At 51.5% G+C, this 17,080-nt stretch carries 13 protein-coding genes; all 13 read right to left on the bottom strand.

Translation table 11 applies throughout. The features are described 5' to 3' along the window. Nucleotides 1-266: 266 nt before the first annotated feature. Nucleotides 267-1,538, bottom strand: coding sequence for an OmpA family protein (locus OCV81_RS04445; RefSeq protein ID WP_022353084.1), 1,272 nt, complete (start codon nucleotides 1,536-1,538; stop codon nucleotides 267-269). Nucleotides 1,539-1,549: 11 nt separating this feature from the next. After that, nucleotides 1,550-4,270, bottom strand: a complete 2,721-nt coding sequence (locus tag OCV81_RS04450; RefSeq protein ID WP_148328748.1) for a coiled-coil domain-containing protein — start codon at nucleotides 4,268-4,270, stop codon at nucleotides 1,550-1,552. A 101-nt stretch (nucleotides 4,271-4,371) separates the two neighbouring features. Beyond that, a complete protein-coding gene (locus OCV81_RS04455) occupies nucleotides 4,372-5,553 on the bottom strand; it encodes a nucleotidyltransferase domain-containing protein (RefSeq protein ID WP_148328750.1) in 1,182 nt (393 codons plus the stop codon). Next, the gene (locus OCV81_RS04460) at nucleotides 5,457-6,173 is read right to left on the bottom strand and encodes a WecB/TagA/CpsF family glycosyltransferase (protein WP_148328751.1); all 717 of its coding nucleotides are present in this window, start codon (nucleotides 6,171-6,173) and stop codon (nucleotides 5,457-5,459) included. Before OCV81_RS04460 ends, OCV81_RS04455 begins: the two co-directional genes overlap by 97 nt. A gap of 35 nt (nucleotides 6,174-6,208) precedes the next feature. Then, nucleotides 6,209-7,402 (bottom strand): sugar MFS transporter, encoded by a 1,194-nt coding sequence (locus tag OCV81_RS04465; protein ID WP_148328754.1) that lies wholly within the window; start codon nucleotides 7,400-7,402, stop codon nucleotides 6,209-6,211. Between the two features lies 1 nt (nucleotide 7,403). After that, nucleotides 7,404-10,256 carry a bifunctional fucokinase/fucose-1-phosphate guanylyltransferase gene (locus OCV81_RS04470; RefSeq protein ID WP_394802516.1) on the bottom strand — a complete coding sequence of 951 codons (2,853 nt, stop codon included), beginning with the start codon at nucleotides 10,254-10,256 and terminating at the stop codon, nucleotides 7,404-7,406. Nucleotides 10,257-10,392: 136 nt separating this feature from the next. Then, nucleotides 10,393-10,722, bottom strand: a complete 330-nt coding sequence (locus OCV81_RS04475; RefSeq protein ID WP_022353168.1) for an L-rhamnose mutarotase — start codon at nucleotides 10,720-10,722, stop codon at nucleotides 10,393-10,395. 34 nt (nucleotides 10,723-10,756) lie between these two features. After that, nucleotides 10,757-11,356 (bottom strand): DUF3226 domain-containing protein, encoded by a 600-nt coding sequence (locus OCV81_RS04480; RefSeq protein ID WP_148328757.1) that lies wholly within the window; start codon nucleotides 11,354-11,356, stop codon nucleotides 10,757-10,759. 1 nt (nucleotide 11,357) lies between these two features. Then, nucleotides 11,358-12,398 carry an AAA family ATPase gene (locus OCV81_RS04485; RefSeq protein WP_148328758.1) on the bottom strand — a complete coding sequence of 347 codons (1,041 nt, stop codon included), beginning with the start codon at nucleotides 12,396-12,398 and terminating at the stop codon, nucleotides 11,358-11,360. 129 nt (nucleotides 12,399-12,527) lie between these two features. Further along, nucleotides 12,528-13,541 (bottom strand): Rpn family recombination-promoting nuclease/putative transposase, encoded by a 1,014-nt coding sequence (locus tag OCV81_RS04490; RefSeq protein ID WP_148328760.1) that lies wholly within the window; start codon nucleotides 13,539-13,541, stop codon nucleotides 12,528-12,530. Nucleotides 13,542-13,698: 157 nt separating this feature from the next. Continuing rightward, entirely contained in the window at nucleotides 13,699-14,841 is a 1,143-nt protein-coding gene (locus OCV81_RS04495) for a GDP-L-fucose synthase family protein (protein WP_148328762.1), read from the bottom strand. Between the two features lie 68 nt (nucleotides 14,842-14,909). After that, nucleotides 14,910-16,004 (bottom strand): GDP-mannose 4,6-dehydratase, encoded by a 1,095-nt coding sequence (gene gmd / locus OCV81_RS04500; RefSeq protein WP_148328764.1) that lies wholly within the window; start codon nucleotides 16,002-16,004, stop codon nucleotides 14,910-14,912. A 26-nt stretch (nucleotides 16,005-16,030) separates the two neighbouring features. Continuing rightward, nucleotides 16,031-17,074, bottom strand: coding sequence for a mannose-1-phosphate guanylyltransferase (locus OCV81_RS04505; protein ID WP_262640112.1), 1,044 nt, complete (start codon nucleotides 17,072-17,074; stop codon nucleotides 16,031-16,033). Nucleotides 17,075-17,080 lie beyond the last annotated feature (6 nt).

The following is a 17,080-nucleotide window of genomic DNA, read 5'->3' on the forward strand; positions in this document are numbered from 1 at the left end:
AACTTTGCCAACGACACTGAATACTAACTGGGGAGTGAACGGATATCACCGGAAATGCTGAACGGGTATCCGCCGGAATATGCACCCAAAGGCGCTAAAATGTACCGTTATCCAAAAAAAATGTATTTTTTGTGACAAACAGGCCCTGTTTTTAGGGACATCTTCGGCTCCGGCCCGCGGCTTTCTAAAAAAAAACAGCTCCCGGTTTTCCGGGAACTGTTTCATATTCAATGCGAATTGCTGTAAAGCTCGCTGAGGAAGTTTTTTTATTCTTTTCCTTTCACCTCGGTTCTGCGGGCTTTCACGGAGTACCTCAGTTCCTTTTCAATCACCCGGTCTTTGCCCAGTCCGTAGGTGTGCAGCCGGTCTTCTTCAATGCCCACTTTCACGAGCCATTTTTTCAGGGCCTCCGCACGTTTTTCGGTTACCTTCTTGTTGATGGCTTCTCCTCCCGTGTGGTCCGCATATCCGCAGATGTCGATTTCCACGTCCGGATTTTCCTTCAGGGCCTTTGCGATGGTAAAGAGTTCGCGGGCATACTTGTCGGTATCCAGTTTCCACTTGCCCCGTTCGAAGTACACGGCCGGCAGTTCCGGCAGTCCTTTGCAGACCACCACTTCCGGTGATTTCTCCGTAATGGCCTTTTCAATGTAGACCGTGTCGCGTATCACCTTCGTCACGGTCCGGGTAGCCCGTTTCCACATCGGCAGGTAGCCCGGAGCATACATCAGGTTGTCCTTCTTCTTTCCGTTGCCGTTGCCGATTTTCCAGATGACTCCGATTTGTGCCGTCAGCACCGTGTTGTGCTTGGTCGTATTGATGGAGTTGATGCCGTCGAACTTTCCGTTTCTGATCCAGATCATGCCCCCCTTCACCTGGGCGTCCAGGTGCGGGTTGATGCGGTATCTCACGGCCAGGTCACCTCCCAGTCCCAGGTCCACCTTTTTCCCGACCCCTTCGGCAAAGCGGCTGTCGTCGCTTCTGCGCTTCACGGTCGACGAGAAATGTTGCAGGTAGATGCCCGGTGCCGCAATCAGGGCCCATCTTCTGTCCCCGTCGCTTCTGCGGAACAGGTTCAGCAGGTTGGTTTCCCAGTTCAATCCCACGTTCAGCATCCGTACCTTGCTGTAGAGGTCCCTGTATCGCATGGAATTTTCCGGGATGTCCGTATTATAATAGGTGTTCCCGTTGGGCAGCAGCAGGAAATCATCCTCGTAATACTGCGAGCCGGCCCGGTTCACGCCATAATCCAGGCTCAGTCTCACGCCGAACAGCGGGCTGATTTGGTAGCCCCCTTGCAGGCCCACCATTCCTCCCAGGAAATTATAGTTTCCTCTGCTCAGCGAGCGGAAGTCACCGGCAAAATACGGAGAACCGATGTGGAATCCCACTGAAAAGCGGGAATAGTCCTTATACAGTTCTTCCTTGGTGGGATAATCCTTCCACGGGTCATCCACCTTTACCGTTTCTTGTGCGGCGAGGTTCACGACACCTCCCCACAGGCACATTGCAGCCACAATATATTTTGCGTAATTCATATACATCTCCATTAATTAAGTCCATCGTTTTTCATTTGCAGGCGGAAGCATACGTACGCCCGTTTCCCGTAATTCTGTCCGTTCTGTTTGGCCTGCAGTCCCACCACCATTTTAAAGCCTTCCAGTGAAGTAGGGGTTACTCCCGGAGTCAGGTTGCTCTTCATGCTCACCTGTCCGGCCGTAGATACCTCGATGTAGTTCCACAGTTCCCCTCTGGCCACGCCCTGCTTGTCATAGATGGCCGCCAGGGAGTACACCACCGGCAAGTCCTTGCGGCTGCTGCCTTCCACTGTGGAAGAAGCCGTTACCGCCGCATTGAACAGAGACTGTATGCCCTCAATCTGGCAGATGGAAGCCCCCGACTGGTTGAGGATGGCTTTCAGCACCGGCAGCTTGTAGATTTCACTCTCTGCGAAGTTGCCCACTCCGATGTCCTCCTTGGTCTGCAGGATTTCCGTGCCCGCCATGAACGTATAGTCCGTATTCGTATCCATCGCTTCGTGGCTTTCCAGTCGCAGCGGTCTGTATTCAGTCAGCTTGTAGTTGTTGCCGTCGTTCAGCACCACAGCCACCTGATACGGAAGCGCCTGTCCACCTTCCAATGCCTCTTCCAGTGTGAAGCCCACTTTCACGGTCAGCTCTCCGTAGGCACTTTGCGTCACCTCCTCTACCGTCATTGCCGGCAGGCTGTTGCTGCTTCTCACCGGTATCACCTCCCTGCATCTCAGTCCGACGATGCCTTTCAGGTTCGTCAGTTTGCCGGCTGCGTCTTCCGGGGTGATTTCCACTTTCAGTTCCATGGTGTAGTGTCCCGGAGTGGTTTCCTTCACCTTCACCGTGCCGTCGTTGTAATCGGCCAGCAGTTCGAAGCTCTGTATGCGGTTCATCAGCGTTTCCACCTGCTGTTTCAAGGCGTCGTATTGTGAAGTCAGCTGGGCAATCTGCTGTTGCATTTTGTCAAGCTGTTCCTGCAGTTGCTGTGCAGCCTCCTCGATGGCCTGGTTCATGTCGTCCAGAGTAGGGCAGTCGTTGATTTTCTGGAACATTGCTTCCAGCTGGCGGTCAATGGCAGCCTTGTCGTAGTAATTGTCCAGCAACTTTTCTATTTCTTCCCGGGTCACGTAGTTGCTTTGTCCTTCCTGCAAGTTCTTGATTCGGTTGTACAAATCCGTAATCTGCGATGCCTGCAAATTCACTTTCGAAGTCAGCTCACCCACTTGCTGGTTCGTCTTTTTCAGGTTTTCGTTCAGCGTTTCCACGAAACTATTGAGTCCGCTCACCTCCTTGCTCAGGTTGTTGTAGTTTGTCTGCAAGGCCAGGATGGAAGACTGCACGTAGTTGTTCAGCTGCGTCAGGGCCTCCGCCTGTTTCTGCTGGTCCCCCTTCAGGTTCAGAATATCCTGTGTCTGCTTGTCTACCTTCTGTTGCAGGGCGAGCAAGTCCTGTTTCAGTTGGGCCAGTTCGGCCGGGTCGCTTCCGCCTCCCTGCTGTTCCAGTGCGCTCAGTCTCTTTTCAATGTCAGTCAGTGTCAGCTGGTAGGCCGTCTGCATGTCCTGTATCAGTCCTTCCAGGGTGCTCACCTTGAGTCCCAGTTGGTCCAGTCTGGTCGACAGTTCGTTCAGTTTTTGCGTATGATTCTCCACCAGCTCCTTTGTCTGCTGCAAGTCATTGCCAAACAGTTTTTGTGTGTTGAGCAGTTTTTCCAGCTGTTGGTTCATGGCCGTCTTCAAGTCGTCCAGGTCCTTCTGCAAGGTCGTTACCAGCTCTTTCAGTTCGTTCAGTTCGGTGTCGCTTCCCGGAGTCAGTGCGTTGATGGCTTCCCAGATTTTGTAGATTTGCAGGTCATATTTTTCCACCAGGTTGTTCAGTTGTTCTCCCAGGTTGTCGTATTTGCTGTTCAGTTGGTTTACCTTGTTTCCGAGCGATTGCACCGTCGACGACAATCCGGCCATTTCATTTTCCACGTCCTGGATTCTTGCGTCCACCTCCGTTTTTACGGCAGTAATTTTTTCGATGGTATTTTGGCGCAGGCTTTCCAGGTTGGCGGCATTTGTAGCCGTTGCCTTCTTCACCTCATCCACGAGCGCCTTCAACTGGTTGATATCCGTGGTCAGCTTGTTTTTCACTTCCTGTAGCTGGGTGAGTGCTTCTTCCATTTTCTGCTTCTGGTCCGCCATGTCGCTGCCCAGTCCGGCCATTTCTGTTTTCAGGCCTTCAATGGCCAGTTCCACCGCCTTCTGCTTTTCCTGCAAGGCCTCCACCTGCATTTCCAGTTTGGCCACCCGTCCGTCCAGCACGTTCAGGCTGGTGTCGATGGCGTTGATTTGGTTGGAGATTTCCAGTAACCGCGTATTGAATTCCTGGTTGGCAATCTGGATTTTCTCCTTGAGTTGCTGTATTTCTTCCGTATTGCCGTCAATTACCGCCTGGAGTTCCGCAATCCGGTTGTTCAAGTCCGTTTTCACAGTCTCCAGTTCCGTTTTCAGCCGGTCAATATCCTCTTTGTGACCACTGCCACCCTCCGTAAGCGCTTCTTCAAGCGCTTTGATTTGTTGTTCGATGAGTGTCACCTTTTCCTTCAAGCTGTTCAGGTTCACCTCACCATTATTGATTTGATTTCGAAGAATTTCCAGTTGTCCGTCGTAGTCTTTTTGGCAACTGGTAAGGAGCGACGTGCCACTTAAGCAGAGTAGCGCTGCGGCTGCCAGTAAATAGCCTTTTCTCTTTGTCATAACGATATAACCTTAATGTTAGTTAGAATAATTCAGTTTCATTACAACAAATATAAAGAAAAATTGTTAGAGAAAAGTGAAGAAATCCTTTTTTTTTTTGCTTAATTCTTCATTTTTCGCCAGCCGTAGTGCCAGATTTTGAAGAACGGAGCCCAGCATACCTCCTGCGGGTAATTGTGTACGAATCCCCACATCCTTTTCAGGGAAGTCGAAAACCTTCCACCGTCTGTCTGCATTCTTTCCCGCGACAGCCGGGGGTCGAACTGACCGAAATTGCCGGCCCGCATGATTTCCTCCAGCAGCCGTCTGCCTCTTCGTTCCGAAGGACTCACCGGCATGTATTTTCTTTCCAGTCCGAATATCGTTTCCAGTACCCACATCACCGCCGCCGCAAAATCCGTCATTTGCAGTGCGCGCCATTGCCGGGCCGTCCGTGCCCGTTCCTCCGGGCTTGTTTCTTGTCTGAATACATAGAAGATGTCCATCAGCTGCCGTAATCCTACGCCCTCACTCAGCAGGTGGCGGTAAGCGTGCAACACCAGAAACACCCGGTTCATTTCCCCCTCCGGTACCCGGACGCTTCCGTCGGTTCCTTCCAGGGTCGTTTCCTGTCCGAAGCCGTTTCGCTTCCATTGGCGGCATAAGGCTTGCAGCCTGTAGTTCGTCAGCGGGTTGAACATCCACGACGGTGTGGTGTGTACCTCCACCTCACACACTTTCGACAACTCCATGTCCACATGGTGATACACCACCTCCGCTTTCGGGTCCGTTTCCCGTGCCAGTCGGATAATCTCTTTCCGGCTTCCTTCCAGCCAGATGTCAATGTCACCCGGCATCCGTCTCAACGGGTGCGGATACAGTTGAGCCACCCCCTGTCCTTTCAGGATCATGGAGCGCATACCTTTCCGGGCAAAGAATTCCGACACCCTGACCGCTTCCTTGTTGATTGCTTGGTTCACCCGTTCAATCTGGTGAGTCCGTCCTATCCATTGCATCAGTAAGGGCCGGGGCGGTTTGCTGGCGGCAGGAAGCACTTCGGCAGCTCCCAGCAGTACCCCTGTCAGCTTCTGCTTTTCTGCCAGTTCCAGCACTTCAATCCATTCCTGTGCGGAAAGAGGAGTTTCCGGTGCACTTCCCGTTCCTACAGCCAGTTTGAGCAATTGGAAAAATCGGTTTTCCTTGCCCATCACATTTCCCTTATCACGTTGCGGATGAACAGCGTGTTGCCGATGATATAGCGGCGCCACATCCGTTTGGGTTCCTTGATGAGTCGGTACAGCCATTCCAGGCTATGTTCCTGCCACCACATCGGAGCCCGTTCCATGGTGCCTGCAAAGAAATCGAATACCGCTCCGATGGTACCGCAGTGACAATGGATGTGCAGTTCGTTCCAGTGGCGGTAAGCCCATTTCTCCTGTTTGGGAGCCGTCATGCCAATCCACAGCAAGTCGGGGTTGGCCCGGTTGATGGCCTCGATGATTTCCCGGTTCTCCGCTTCCGAGAATTCCGGTTTGTAGGGTGGGGAGTACGTTTCAATCCGGATGTTCGGGTACACCGTTTTGCCCTTCTCGCGAATCAGTTTCAACACTTTTTCGCTGCTTCCCATGAAGAAGCACGTTCCTCCCTTGCGGTTCAGGCGTTCCATTTCCATTGTAAACAAGTCCCAGCCTGCAATGCGTTCTTTCGGCTGGCTTTTGGCTTTCAGTTTCCGGCAGGCCATTACGATACTTGCGCCGTCGGGAATCAGCGCATCGCCCTTCATCAGTGCTTCGGCAAAAAAATCATCCTTCAATGCCGTGTTGTAGGAATGTGCATTGATGGTGTTGATCAGTAATTTTCCTTCCGGAAGCGCTTCTAGTTCTTTTTTGGATTCAACGATTTTAAGTTCCTTTAATTTTAGCATATATCTGCGTGTTCAAAAGGTTTACGTTATTGATTTTACAGTTTTCTGTATCTGGCTGCGAACCACAGGATTTCGGCGAAGCACACCAGCGGGACGATGAATCCCACCGCCATTGAAACGTGGTCGGCGATGAATCCCATCAGCATGGGCGCGATGGCCCCTCCCACAATCGACATAATCAGGTAGGAAGACGCCTGTTTGGTATGCGTGCCTACGTGGCGCAAAGATAGTGAAAAAATCGTAGGGAACATGATGGATTCACACAAGAAACACAGCAGCAGGAAATACCACCCGATGGTTCCCGGCAGCAGGATGACCGCCGCCATGCAGATGAAGGCTCCCGTGGCACAAGTTGTCAGCACCTTTTCTCCCTTTACGAAGCGCATGATCCAGCTTCCGCCCATACGTCCCGCCATGAACAGGCCCATGCCGCCGAACGAAAGCCATACCGATGCTTTCTGGGCACTGATGCCCGCATTCTCCGTCGCATAGTTGATGAAGAAACTGTTGATGCCCGTCTGAGCTGCCACATACAGGAAGAGCGACAGCAGTCCCACGGTAAACGAAGCCGTTTTCCAGAGCGAGGTGTCGTTGCCCTGCGTTCCTTTCTCTTCCGCTTCCTGTCCGATTTCCGGCAGCTTCACCCGCGAGAAAATCACCGCAATGAGCAGCACCAGCGTGCCCAGCACCGCATACGGTGTCGTCACGTCGCCCCCTCCGGCAAAGAGGAAGAAGCCCCCCGCCAGCGGACCGCAAATCCATCCCAGTCCGTTGAACGACTGCGCCAGGTTGATGCGCCGTTCGCTGCCCTCCGGTTCCCCGAGCACCGTCACATACGGGTTCGAAGCCGTTTCCAGACACGTCAGTCCGCAGCCGATGACAAACAGCGCCAGCAGGAAGAACTCAAACGACTGAATCCGTCCCCCCGGAATAAAGAGCAAGGCCCCGATGCCATACAGCACCAGTCCCGTCAGCACCCCCGTGCGGTAACCGAAGCGGCGGATAATCCGTCCCGCCGGCAGCGCCATCACGAAATACCCCCCATACACCACCGCCTGAATCAGTGCCGAGCGCGTACGGGTAATCTCCATCGTATCCTGAAAATGCTTGTTCAGTACGTCCAGGATACTGTGTGCCACTCCCCACAGGAAGAAGAGCGACGTAATCAAAATGAAAGGAACCAGGAAACTCCTTCCGTCCCTGGTTCTTACTAATCCTATCTTTTCCATGTCAGCTTCTACTGATTTCCAGTCCTTTGTTCGATAAACTCATTTCCACGAAGCGTGCCCGGTCGTTGGGGCGGCTTTCCGTGAGAATCCGGCGGATACGCAGTGCCGCATCCGGATCTTTGGCCACCATGTACAAGTAGCCCCCTCCGCCGGCTCCCGGCAGCTTGTAGCCCAGACACAGGTCGTCAATCCGTTCCGTCAGTGCCTGTACGGCCGGCGGGTTCGTACCTTCGTCCAGCAGCTGGTTCTGCTTCCACGTTTTCCGTACCAGTCGTCCCATGCCCTCGAAATCATTCCGCAGGATGGCGTCGTACATGTCCATAGCATGTCCCTTCATCTGCTCCAGCAAGTGCAGGTGACGGTTTGAGTTGAGGAACATTCCCCGCACAATCTCTGCCAGGATGCCCTTGGCCGTGCGCGTGATGCCCGTATAATATAAAAGGTGGCATTTCCGGTACTCGTCGCTTGTGAACAGGTAGTCCGGCAGCCAGCGTACCTTCGGTTCCTGGTGCCAGCCCGGCTGCGTCTGCAGCAGTTTCACCCCTTGCAGTACCCCGCCGTACTGATCCTGCCATCCGCCGCCCGTGGTGAGCAGCTGTTCCAGTATCAGCGTGCGGCTGCCGATGCCCTGCTTGTCCCAGTTCAGGCCGCAGAAATCATTCAGTGCCCCCAGCACCGTCGATGCCAGGATGGAGCTGGTGCCCAGTCCCGAACCTGCCGGAATGGCCGACAGCAACGTCACCTCAATACCCGTGCCAAACGCCTTCAACTGTGCCTCCAGCGAGTCGAAATGCTCCGTCGAGAAATTTGGATGGAAACCTGCCAGGGTCAGTGCCGCTTTCGGAATGGAGAACGGCGAACCCACCTTGCTATAATCCTGCAACTCCTCGTAGGTAGACACCACCTCCATGGCCCCCAGGTCGATGGAACGCAGGGTGATGCGGTATTCCTTCGACGGTTTGACGTACACCTGCAACGGCGGCTGTCCGTTAAGCTCAATGGCCAGGTTCACCACGTTTCCCCCCTCCATCAGGCTATAGGGTGGGGTATCCGTCCATCCCCCCGCAATGTCGATGCGCACCGGGCTGCGGCTCCACACAATCTGGTCCGCATACACCGAAAGCTTCGGCTGCTGGCGATGATCCATCGTGCCCGTCAGTCCCTGCCGCATCAGGCCGAACGCCCTGTCTTCCAGGGTCTTCGCCTCCGGTTTCCCTTCCAGTTCCAGCACCTTCGCGCGGAACATTGCGTCGCTGATTCGTTTCAGCAGGGGAGACCCCTCCGGCAGTTCTCCCGGCAAGGCGATGCCCCCCTTGGCAAATTCCTCAGCTGCCTCCAGCAAGTCCACCTGATAGAACACGCTCCGTTCCTGGTTCTGGGCCAGCAGGCTCCAGTTTTCCTTGCGGAACACCTCCCGCTGGGCGAACAGGCGTCGCAGGTTGGCATACGCCGAAATCTCGTCCGCCGATACCTTCCGGGCCTTCTGCCAGATGGCCTTTCCGGCTTCTCCCTGTCCGCCGTCCGTCATCCATTGCAGCACCGTGCCCAGTTCCTCTATCGAGTCCGTCACCGGGAAAATCGCCGCCGCCTGCAAGTCCTCACAGCCCCGTATCTCGTCCGCCGTCAGTCCTCTTTCCGCCAGCCATTCCGTCACCGGACGTCCCAGGTAGAGGGTAGAAGCCTCTTTCAAGCTTCCCTTGAATTTATCGTTGAAGCCATACGGGCGTGCGGCGAATTCCTTTTCGCCCATCGGCACCACGTCGATGCACACTCCCTCCGGCACCTTCAGTTTCCAGTCGTTGCGCGGCACCCCCGTGACGATGTTCCGGCTGTGCAGCTGCCAGTCCTTGCCCACGTGGCTGTTTTCCACCCAGATTTCCGCGTTGTCCGCCGTCAGGGTGAAGTCCATCTCCGCATTCTGTACGAACACCGCCGGATGCGGTTTCACCTTGTGGTGCATGATGGCCCGCTGGTCTGTCACACAGTTCTGCACCGCCAGCGTCGACGAAATCATCTCCCGGCTTGTGCCGTAGTGGTGGAACTCTCCGCCCGGCAGCGGCAGGATGGCCACCTTCAGGCTGTTCAGTTCCTCGTCCGCGATGCGCGGGTGTGCGCCCAGTGCCAGTCCGAACTCCGAATACATGTCGTAGAACTTCACGTCCCCGTTCGCCGCGGTCGAGCGTTTCACCATCAGTTCCACGGCCCGGTCGCTCAGCAGCCAGATGCCGATGTCCATCAGGAACAGGTAATCCTGCATCAGCTTGCCCATCTCCTCCACGCTCGGTTTTTGCAGCATGAAGTCCAGCTTCTCCGGTTCCTTCCGCGAAGACACGAACACCCCGTGGTTCTTTGCCAGCTCAGGGTCTACCCACAAGCCGTAACACACCACGTCCACGTCCGGAATGTCCTGCAGCGGCTGAGTAGCCCGGATGTACACGTCGCCGCTGGCAATCAGTGTATGCAGCCCTTCTGGAGCCCGTTCCATGATTTCCTCGTACAAAGGCAGTTGCAGTGACAGCAAGTTCTGTGTGAGCCGTTGTCCCCGTGCCCAGCGGAACACCGGAATTGGTGTCAGAATCTTTCCCGACGGCGCATAGCCCGGCAGTCGCCGGCTCTGACCTCCCGCATGGAGCAGGATACGTTTTTCCTTTGCCAGCCAGTCCCCGAGTCCGGCTGTGTCACCTTCTTCCGTCCGGCAGGCATTCAGCAGCCACGCCGTACCTCCTCCCGAACCCAGTTTCTTGCCCACCGGGTCCGACGTGCAGAACCACTCCTTGTGGTCCGCGTGCATGATATCGTGAAAACATTCCACCAGATTTGGTGGCAATGACAGTAACTTTTTCATCTTTGCAATTAATAATGAATAATGAATAATGAACAATGAAGAATTAATAATTAATAATTAATAATTAATAATGAAGAATTAACAATGATAGTGGATGGAATGCACCCACTCGTTTTTAATTATTAATTTTTAATTATTAATTGACTTACAGCTTAAATATTCGTTCCATTAATTTCCATTTTTCCTGCGACGTCGCTCCCGGCGCTGCTTTCTGGTATTTCGCCATGTGGGCTTCCCATTCTGCCTGGCGGGGCAGGGTAGCCAGTCGGGCGTAGTCTCGTTCCATGTCAAAGTCGTCGGTGGTATCCATGATCATGAACAGGCGGTTTCCGTCGATGTAAATCTGCATGTCGGTGATGCCCACTTCGCGGATACCCGCTTTCACTTCTTCCCACACGTGTGCATGTTCTGCCACGTAGGCCTCAATCAGCTCCTTGTCGTTGTAGAGCTCGAGTGTCTGGCAATATCGTTTCATAATGAAAAATTAACAATGAATAATGAATAACGTCTCAAGATATATTCTTACTAAGAAAATCTTTCAAGGGTTGTAAAGCAGGTGAACTAAGATTCCAATATTGGATATCATTGAATTGCCATTGTCCACCTCCTAATTTTTTTCGTTTCGTGTTACTTAATGTCTTTTGTGAACTGATATAAGTATATAGTTTTCCTTTCAGGTCTGGGGTTAAGTATTTATCTCCCAAGCAAATCTCATAATCTGAATAACAGTCGAACCAGTGTGCATGATTTTCTTTCTGCATCAATTCTTCCAATAGATTCTCAAAAATACCATCTTGTGCATTATCGGGAAAAAGGAAGATTCCATCAGCCTGCATTTCATTGTCTTGCAGTTCTTGGTTAATGCGTTTCATGGTAGCTGTAAATCCATATCCGGTAGCTGGAGTATCTGCATCAAACACAATCAGATTTTTTCCCCCTTCAATGGTATTCTCTTTAAATTTGTTGGCTACATTCACTAGATTGGAATTTCCGTCTACACAAATTATTTTATATTGTTCTTCGGTAAATCCAAGATTCCTTATCACAGTATCTAGAAATACATATTCGGATGTTTTTTCATACCGTGCTTCAATGAATATATGTGTCATCCTATCTTACCTCCATTTCTTGTTTAATAGCATACGCAAGTTCTTCTGCACTATAACGTAAGGCTACAAGTTCGTCATCATTTTTTCTTATTAGTTTGTAGGATGCAATAAGTTGCGGTTGTTTCGATTTTCCGATAGCCTTGACTAGTGATTTAACTAAATCTAGACTATGTGTAGAGGCAAAAATTTGCGTATGATGCTTTTGACACATATAGAGGATGACTTCCCATAGTTGTGGCATCACGGAGAAATGCAAGCCATTGTCCAATTCATCTATAATGAGTATGCCATTTCTACATTTATAAATGGAAAGTATGACTGCCAATACCTTACGTACTCCATCTCCTAATACATTGATTGGAAGTCGTGTCGGTAGCCCTACGTCTACCATTATTCTGCTGCCTACCAGTTGCAAGTCAATGATGCGTGGTTCTATAATTTTGAGTGCCTCTATAATCTCATTTTCCTGTTTGTTTTTGATTATTTCAGCTAATTTCTCCACAATGTTGGTTTGCATGTGGTTAGAAGGAATATATTCTGCATAAAGTGTTTCCTTGTACCTTTTGTCAGAAGTTATATTTCCTTTTTTCTCTTCTGTAATTACTAGCTCAGAATGGTACTTATTTTCTTTTTCTGCTTCTGTGGAAAAGTTAATTTTTAAACCATAGCGTTTACCCGCACTTTCTGAGGAAGTCTTTTGTAAATCTTCCAAAGAGATATTCTGAGAATGCGATTCAATCATTTGGATAGAAACGTGTCGGCTTTGTTCTCCTTGGCTTGTTAATTGTATAATATGGTCAGGATTTGCTTGATAGAATTCAATTTTTAAATCTGTTTCTTCTAGTGAGTCCAATGCTCTGGCATTATTTGCTAAAATGGGCAATATAGGATTGTCGGGGCCTGACAATATAAATAATGACTCTAGTAAAGAAGATTTGCCACAATTATTCTTTCCAAAAAAGAGATTTACCAATTCAAGTTTATGGAGTGTACATTGGCGGATTCCTCTATAATTTTCTACTGAGAAGTCTGTATAAATCATATTTGTAGCTATTTTCCTGTGAATTGACAGGACAAATGTAACAAAAATAACCTGTTTATTGTATCAAAATTGTTGCAGAATCTCAAAAAAACACCGAAAAACGAGGGATATGTATATGCTTCATGTTTTTCATTTTGTTCTTTCTTCCTCTATGTTTCTGACTTCTTCCTCCGACAGTCCGGTGGCCTCTGCAATCTGTGCCGTAGTTAGTCCCAGTGCTTTTAAGTTGCGTGCAATTGCGGCTTTTTCTTCCGCACGGCCTTCCGCACGACCTTCCGCACGACCTTCTGCACGACCTTCCGCACGACCTTCCGCACGACCTTCCGCACGACCTTCCGCACGACCTTCCGCACGACCTTCCGCACGGCCTTCCGCACGGCCTTCCGCACGGCCTTCCGCACGACCTTCCGCACGACCTTCCGCACGTTCCGTCATGATGTTGTCCCTCAGAATCACGATATTATCCAAGTGTTTGTAGTATGCCTTCAGTTCCTCTCGACTCATGCGGTCCAGTTTCAGTTGCTCCTTCACCTTGTCCAGTCCCGGTGCCGTGGCATGTTCAGGTACATTTCCCGTATTCAGGTAATAAATCCATTCTTCCAGTGGCGTCTTCGCCACCCGGTTGAAATCGTTCACCTTCAGGATGTAATACTCTGGATAGAGTTGGCTCACCTTGTCCACTTTGAATGTCTGTCTCTGGAACGGGCTCAGTTCTAGGATGTCTCCCTCATGGATACCCACGAACTCCGTCTTTCCGTGATACACGAAATCCTTTCCGTGTCCCAGCGAGAAATACACGATGTTCACGCTGTACACCTTCCGCACCTTCTCGTAGCCTTCCCCCCGGTTGATATATTCCGTCACCAGCTTGGAAGCCCCGAAGAGCATCCGTTGGAAATACGCAAACTCATTGTTGTTCTGTACCTCGATGAGCACCAGTTCTCCCTTCGAGTTTTCTGCCAGCATGTCCACCCGGTTGTACTTGTCAAACTCATCCTCCTGGTTGCTTTCGCTTTCCAGCAGTTTGTGGATGGTCACCTTTTCCTCCAGCAGTGTGGTGAGCAGTCCTTCCAGCACCGCATAGTTGGCCTTGTTGCGCAACAGACGCTTCATGGCCCAGTCAAAACGAATATAACTTTCCATAGGGCAATGCCTTTATTTTGTTCTTTTTACAAAGGAAGCAAATTCTCCGCAGAAAAGCAAAAAGATTCCCGCATCTCCTGCCTTAAAAACGCTGGGATGGGGAATCTTTCGTTTTCTGTTGTGCGCCGTATCCGGCTCTTCATTTTTAATTATTTATTTACACCGTCTGGTGGTTGATGCAAATCCCTTTCAGGTACCATTCATACAAGCGGTGGATACCCTCGTCGATTTCCACCTTGTGGTGCCATCCCAGGCTGTGCAGCTTGCTCACATCCGTCAGCTTGCGCAGCGTGCCGTCCGGTTTGGATGCATCCCAGCGCAGTTCGCCCTTGAAGCCGATTTCCTTCATGATCTTTTCGGCCACTTCACGGATGGACAGTTCCTTGCCCGTACCCACGTTGATGTGGCAGTTGCGGATTTCCGTGATGCCGTCGGCGTTTTTCACCGAAGCGTCGTACGTCTGCTTGAAGTCCACGTTCAGCAGCACGTGTACGCTGGCATCCGCCATTTCCTCGCTCCACAGGAACTCACGCAGCGGCTTTCCGGTACCCCAGAGGGTCACCGCTTCGGCTGCTATGCCGTAGTGCGCCAGCACCTCCGTAATGTCTTTCTCGTCCGATGTGCCGTTCACCACAAATTTCTCGCCGTTGCGCATTACGCTCACCGGACGCAGGCTGATGTCCTTGCGCACCGCTTCCCAGTCACCCTCGTTCAGGCATTTGGCCAGGTAAATCTTGCGGATCATGGCCGGCAGCACGTGGCTGTTCTCCAGGTGGAAGTTGTCGTTCGGACCGTAAAGGTTCGTCGGCATGACGGCGATGTAGTTCGTGCCATACTGCAAGTTGAAGCTTTCACACATCTTCAGTCCCGCAATCTTCGCGATGGCATACGGTTCGTTCGTATATTCCAGCGGAGAGGTGAGGAGCACTTCCTCCTTCATCGGCTGCGGTGCTTCGCGCGGATAGATACACGTACTTCCCAGGAACAGCAGCTTCTTCACCCCGTGACGGAAACTCTCGCCAATCACGTTCTGCTGAATCTGCAAGTTCTGGTAGATGAAGTCCGCCCGGTAGTGCAGGTTGGCCATGATGCCCCCTACGTGTGCGGCAGCCAGAATCACGGCATCCGGCTTTTCCTCATCGAAGAACGCCTTTACGGCCACCGGGTCCAGCAGATCCAGTTCCTTGTGTGAGCGTCCCACCAGGTTGTTATATCCTCTTTCCTTGAGGTTGTTCCAGATAGCGGAACCCACCAGTCCGTGGTGTCCCGCTACATATATCTTTGCTGATTTATCCAACATACTAAAACCTCCGTTTCTTCGTAGAAAAATCCCGTTTTAATTGTTAATTATTAATTGTTCATTATTAATTACTTCACGATTCCTTTCTCCAGGTATTCTGCCAGGTTCGTACGGATTTCTTCGCCCGCCTTTTCTACAGCTACCTTCGCCATATCTGAATCCACCATGATGTTAATCAGTTCCTCGAAAGAAGTCTTGGTCGGGTTCCATCCCAGTCTGGCTTTCGCCTTGGTCGGGTCACCCCAGAGGTTCACCACGTCGGTCGGACGATAGAAGTCTTCGCTCACTTCCACCAGACACTTGCCGGTAGCCTTGTCGTATCCCTTTTCGTCGATTCCTTTGCCCTTGAATTCCAGTTCGATGCCGGCACGTTTGAAGGCCAGGTAACAGAATTCACGCACACTGTGCTGTTCGCCGGTAGCGATGACGAAATCTTCCGGTTCGCTGTTCTGCAGGATGAGCCACATACACTCCACGTAATCCTTGGCATATCCCCAGTCGCGCAGCGAGTCGAGGTTACCCAGGTACAGCTTTTCCTGCTTGCCCTGTGCGATACGGGCCGCAGCCAGCGTAATCTTACGTGTGACGAACGTTTCTCCGCGGCGTTCTGATTCGTGGTTGAACAGGATACCCGAGCAGCAGAACATGTTGTAAGCCTCGCGGTATTCCTTCACAATCCAGAAACCATAGAGCTTGGCCACTGCATACGGGCTGTAAGGATGGAACGGCGTGTTCTCGTTCTGCGGCACTTCTTCCACCTTTCCATACAGTTCCGAAGTAGATGCCTGATAGATGCGGCAAGTCTCTGTCAGTCCACACAGACGTACGGCTTCCAATACGCGGAGTACCCCTGTAGCATCCACGTTGGCCGTAAATTCCGGCGAGTCGAAGCTTACCTGCACGTGGCTCTGTGCGGCCAGGTTGTAGATTTCCGTCGGGCGCACCTTGCTCACTACCTGCAACATACTCATGGAGTCCGTCAGGTCCGCATAGTGCAAGTGGAAGTTCGGTTTTCCTTCCAGGTGCGCGATACGTTCGCGGAAATCCACAGACGAGCGGCGGATGGTGCCGTGTACGTCATAACCTTTTTCCAATAAGAATTCAGCCAGGAACGATCCGTCCTGACCCGTAATACCTGTGATTAATGCTACTTTTCTTTCCATATAAAAATAAAAATGAGGTTTATAAATTATGCCTGTGAAAACTCTTTGATGCGTTGTTCTTCTGCCAGTCGGCATACCAGCAGCCTTCCGTCCTTTTCTGCTACGATAAAGCCGTCCAGTCCTTCCAGCACCACCTTCTTTTCGTCGGCCACGTGTACCACGCAGTTCCGGCAGTCAAACAGTTTTACGTTGTCGCCTACTTTGGCGTTTCCGTTTTCATCCTGCGGCAACAGCCCGTGCAGCGAGCCCCAGCTTCCCAGGTCGCTCCATCCGAATTCCGCAGGAAGTACATGGATGCCTTCCGCCTTTTCCATCACGGCATAGTCGATGGATACCTTTTCGCAGGTAGGGAAGTCCGCTTTCAAGGTCTCCGTTTCCTTTTCCGTGTAGAAATCCGGTGCCATCTTCTCCATTACTCCGGCAATCTGCGGGGCATATTTTTCGATGGCATGGGTAATGGTCTGCACGTTCCATACAAAGATACCCGCATTCCAGAAATAATTTCCCTGTGCCACGTATTTCTGTGCCGTTTCCAGGTTCGGCTTCTCTTTGAACGCCTCTACCTTGTAGATTCCGTTCTGTCCTTCTCCTGTTGCGGCAATGTATCCATATCCCGTTTCCGGGCGTGTCGGTTTCATTCCCAGTGTGACGATAGCTTCCGAGTTGGCCGTAAATTCCAGCGCCTGACTGATGCACCGTTTGAACTCTTCCTTGTCGAGTACCAGCGCATCCGAAGGGGTGACTACGATGTTTGCCTCCGGATACTGCTTCTTGATTTTCCAGCACGCGTACGCGATGCAAGGAGCCGTATTTCTGGCTTCCGGTTCTGCCAGAATGTGCTGTGTCGGAATCTCCGGCAATTGTTCCTTTACGATACCGACATACTTTTCAGAGGTAACCACCCAAAAGTTTTCTTTCGGGCACACTCCTTCAAAACGTTCTGCGGTGAGTTGTATCAGTGATTTCCCTACGCCCATCACATCGATGAACTGTTTGGGATATTCCGGTACGCTCATAGGCCAGAATCGGCTTCCGATTCCTCCTGCCATGATAACTACGTGATTTTGCATTTGTAT

It is taken from the genome of Phocaeicola fibrisolvens (assembly GCF_025567125.1).
GTDB lineage: Bacteria > Bacteroidota > Bacteroidia > Bacteroidales > Bacteroidaceae > Phocaeicola > Phocaeicola fibrisolvens.

Coding starts and splice junctions, on each gene's coding strand:
- OCV81_RS04505 (WP_262640112.1), bottom strand. CDS start 17,074: ATGCAAAATCACGTAGTTATCATGGCAGGAGGAATCGGAAGCCGATTC.
- OCV81_RS04475 (WP_022353168.1), bottom strand. CDS start 10,722: ATGAAACGATATTGCCAGACACTCGAGCTCTACAACGACAAGGAGCTG.
- OCV81_RS04495 (WP_148328762.1), bottom strand. CDS start 14,841: ATGTTGGATAAATCAGCAAAGATATATGTAGCGGGACACCACGGACTG.
- OCV81_RS04480 (WP_148328757.1), bottom strand. CDS start 11,356: ATGACACATATATTCATTGAAGCACGGTATGAAAAAACATCCGAATAT.
- OCV81_RS04450 (WP_148328748.1), bottom strand. CDS start 4,270: ATGACAAAGAGAAAAGGCTATTTACTGGCAGCCGCAGCGCTACTCTGC.
- OCV81_RS04445 (WP_022353084.1), bottom strand. CDS start 1,538: ATGAATTACGCAAAATATATTGTGGCTGCAATGTGCCTGTGGGGAGGT.
- OCV81_RS04465 (WP_148328754.1), bottom strand. CDS start 7,402: ATGGAAAAGATAGGATTAGTAAGAACCAGGGACGGAAGGAGTTTCCTG.
- OCV81_RS04485 (WP_148328758.1), bottom strand. CDS start 12,398: ATGATTTATACAGACTTCTCAGTAGAAAATTATAGAGGAATCCGCCAA.
- OCV81_RS04490 (WP_148328760.1), bottom strand. CDS start 13,541: ATGGAAAGTTATATTCGTTTTGACTGGGCCATGAAGCGTCTGTTGCGC.
- OCV81_RS04455 (WP_148328750.1), bottom strand. CDS start 5,553: ATGGCTGTACCGACTCATCAAGGAACCCAAACGGATGTGGCGCCGCTA.
- OCV81_RS04460 (WP_148328751.1), bottom strand. CDS start 6,173: ATGCTAAAATTAAAGGAACTTAAAATCGTTGAATCCAAAAAAGAACTA.
- gmd (WP_148328764.1), bottom strand. CDS start 16,004: ATGGAAAGAAAAGTAGCATTAATCACAGGTATTACGGGTCAGGACGGA.